The sequence below is a fragment of the Nitrospirota bacterium genome (assembly GCA_016207885.1).
In the GTDB taxonomy this organism is placed as follows: domain Bacteria; phylum Nitrospirota; class Thermodesulfovibrionia; order UBA6902; family UBA6902; genus JACQZG01.
In genome coordinates this window covers 1-3,383 of sequence record JACQZE010000028.1, presented here as the reverse complement: position 1 = coordinate 3,383, position 3,383 = coordinate 1, and the positions used below count along the sequence as shown (strand labels likewise).

Sequence of the window (3,383 nt, the reverse complement as noted above, 5' to 3'; positions counted from 1 at the left end):
GTAAAGCGGCATGAAGGGTTTGGCCTCCACTATCGACATCCGACATCAGATAGATGAGGTTAAGGGCAACTGTTATTAAATCGCTATGCCTTTCTGCTCTTTTAACCGGCATTGTTATATATCCCGGAATATCCTCTGCCGGGCAGATAAGACTTATTAAACATGAAGGGCAATACTCCGGGAAAGTGGTCTCCATTTCAAGATGCGAGGCCGCTTCAGGTGATAAAAGATATTGCAGGTCATTGATTCTCAGCACGCAATCCGGTAAGAAAATCCAATCAGAATTTTATCTATATATAAACATCAGCGAGGATGACAAACTGCTATACAATGGTCCGAGCAAAAACGTCCCGCAGGCCGATATAGCCGATGAGTTAGAGGAAATAATCAAACAAAGGCTCAAGACTGGCGCAAAGATTACGGTCTCTGTTTCTTGCGGCAAGGATGCAGGGTGTTATGTATATAAGATTGACCTTGCGGAATAAGGCACAAAACGATGAGAAACAGGAGACGACATCATGCTTGAAAGGCTTTCCGGGGAGCAAAAATCGCAAGTTGCCCGGATAGCCTCGATGTGGGTTGAAAACGCCTTTCTCAAGAGGGATATGGATAAAGCCCTGATTGAGGAGTCCCTTAAATGGCTATACGGCCTGATAGGGTTGCCTAAACCGACTGTTTATTACGCCAAAAGCCCTCTTGATTGTCAGAGAATTGCATCAGAGCTTAAATTGCAGAGTACCTTGGAATGGAAGAATCTCAACTCCACTGCCATGACGGCCCGGCGCTCTCATGGGAGGACGGCTACAATCTCTATTTCCTTAATGGTGTGCGCGTCTCTAAGGTATTCTTCATGTGTAGATAGTCAAGACAATTGACCCCTTTTCCGCAAATAAAATTGACCCCTATTTCATTTAGCCTTCTTCAGCTTATTTTTCAGTCGATAGCTGCTGCCCGTGATATAGAAGATACTCGCATGATGCACCAGTCTGTCTATAATGGCGGATGCAACCACGTTATCATCAAAAACCTTACCCCATTCATCGAAATTGTAATTGCTTGTAAGGATAACGGAGCCTTTTTCGTATCTCATCGAAATAAGCTGAAACAGAAGGTTTGCCTGGTCCTTTGTTATCGGCATATAGCCGAGTTCATCGATGATTAAAAGATGAAGCCGGGAATATGCCATAAGTCTTTCCATGAGACTTCCGTCCCTTTTTGACAGCATCAGATCCTCTATAAGCCTTTGTGCGGTAGTGAACAACACCCTGTATCTTGCCATGCAGGCTTTCATTGCAAGGCCTACAGCAAGATGGGTCTTGCCGACGCCTGGTGGTCCAAGGAGGATCACATTATCTTTTTGCTCTATAAATTCCAGGCTACTGAGTTTTATCACCTCCTTTTCTTTTAATCCCGGCTGAAAGCTGAAGTCAAACTCCTCCAGCGTTTTCAGGTACGGCAAACGGCTCTTATGCACCTTTGCCCTTACTGAACTGTCTATTTTTCTCTTCACCTCCTCTTCCAAAAGCAGCGCCAGATATTCTTCGTATTGAAGATTGCCCGCCGTTGCCCTCTCGGATAACTCTCTGTAGATCGGTATCATGCTTTTGAGTTTCAATACCCTTAAATGTCCTTCTATCTGTCTGTTGAGTTCTTCGCTCATATCGCAGCCTCCACCTTGTAATCAGCAAGCGGCCTTCTTATATCGACGAATGCGACAAGACAGGGTTGATTGAGAATATCAAAGGGTTGTTTCTGAGGTTCCTTACACTGCAGAAGCCTCCTTACGCTGTTTTTGTGATATGCCCCGATCTCCATGCACTCAGAAAGAACTGCCAAAACATCAGCAATGCTGTAAACCTCTGTATATTTCATGATCTCTTCAATATGCCAATACAGATTGGCTGTTACTGCTGTCTTAAGGCCTTCGAGATAGCGGCGTCCAGGTTGTTGAAACGTCTCGATGAACTTTTTGACCGTTTCGGCACGGTATGTTTCTTTTTTCTGCATATACGCGTCGTTTATCTTCTCATGCTCAGGATGAACAGGCCGTATCCCTTTATTGAAAAGCCTTTTGTTATGTTCGGCGATCAGTCCCCCGGCCAGATCATAGACTCTTAGTTTTTTGCCGAATTCGGCCTCAACCCTCACATCTTTCAGGCAATATCTCATATCCACAGGATATTCAGCTCCGTCCCATGATATATATCCGTCATTGCTGATTTTCCTTATGGGTTTGCTATAAAGTATTGCCGGTTCTACCAGGGGAATTCTCTTCAGAGTCTCCTTCTCATACCGGAACATCTCATCAGGAGATTCCTTAAGATCACTATGGGGCCTTGCATTGTACTTTTCCGTAAACTCTGAAAGTAAGCTGTCAAATGAAGACATCTCCTTTACCTCAAGCCCCCGAAGCAGGTGTTCCTGCAAATAATAAAATGGCCTCTCCGCTTTGCCCTTCGTTCGTGCCCTATAATTCTGACAGGGATTAGGCTGGATACCATATAATCCACAAAACCTCAAAAACTCATCGTTGTAATAAACTGCTCCGCTCTTCCTATGGGTAATTACCATCTGTTTGGGGTTGTCTATTACCACTTCCTCCGTTAAACCTCCGAAATACTCCATAGCTCCGGCAATCGCCCTTATTACATCCTGTGTGGTTATACTCAGAGAGCTGATATAGTACTTTTTGCGGCTATAGCTTAGGACTACCTCGTGAATATAGATCTTCACTAAATTGCCATCCACAGGCAGTTGCCACTCTTTCCAATCGTATTGCATCTGTTTGCCTGGTTTCGTCTCTACCCTTGTCGTTGCCAACGCCTTTAGTTCCACGGCTTCTTTTATGTCGGATATATAACGATGCACTGAGGACAGAGAGCCCGTATAGCCCATCTGAAGAAGTTCATTGTGTATCCTCGTCCCGATATAATGCTTCCCAAGCATCTCTGTTACCGGTTCTTCGTATTGATCGAGAAGCTTCTCATACTCGCGGGCCTTAAAATGAGGAGGTTCTTCACTCCTTAGATACTTCCTGACTGTATTTTTCGACAGCTTTAGTCGTTGCATGATCTGCTTGATCGATGTCCCCTGGGTCTTTAATGCCTTAACCTGTTGCCACTTGTACATGCTTATCACCCCTGTTCTCTGCTCCTTTCTTTCTTTAAAGAAAGGAGATTATAAGTTTTTAGGGGGTCAATTTTAAATGACGATCAGGGGTCAATTGTATTTTACGATCTACACGCATCGCCCAGATGTCTCATTACGTGAAACTTGTCATAAAGAATGGCAGCTCCGGGAGCATTATTCCGAGTGGACTTCGTGAAGGCCTTCCACATGTCCATAACCGCCAACTCTATCTTCTTTGTTTTCTTAGGCCCAAG

4 protein-coding genes are annotated in these 3,383 nt (G+C 44.5%); 1 reads left to right on the top strand and 3 read right to left on the bottom strand.

Going from position 1 to position 3,383, the window contains the following annotated elements:
- Positions 1–518 precede the first annotated feature (518 nt).
- Positions 519–875 (top strand): hypothetical protein, encoded by a 357-nt coding sequence (locus HY807_11620; GenBank protein MBI4827046.1) that lies wholly within the window; start codon positions 519–521, stop codon positions 873–875.
- A 32-nt stretch (positions 876–907) separates the two neighbouring features.
- On the opposite strand, the gene HY807_11615 is transcribed toward HY807_11620, so the two are convergent.
- From HY807_11615 to HY807_11605, 3 genes are all read right to left on the bottom strand, one after another.
- Positions 908–1,660 carry an ATP-binding protein gene (locus tag HY807_11615; protein MBI4827045.1) on the bottom strand — a complete coding sequence of 251 codons (753 nt, stop codon included), beginning with the start codon at positions 1,658–1,660 and terminating at the stop codon, positions 908–910.
- Entirely contained in the window at positions 1,657–3,129 is a 1,473-nt protein-coding gene (locus HY807_11610; GenBank protein ID MBI4827044.1) for an IS21 family transposase, read from the bottom strand. The genes HY807_11615 and HY807_11610 overlap by 4 nt, the downstream gene beginning before the upstream one ends.
- Before the next feature lie 101 nt (positions 3,130–3,230).
- Positions 3,231–3,383 (bottom strand): transposase (locus HY807_11605; protein MBI4827043.1); only part of this gene is annotated, 153 nt, incomplete at its 5' end.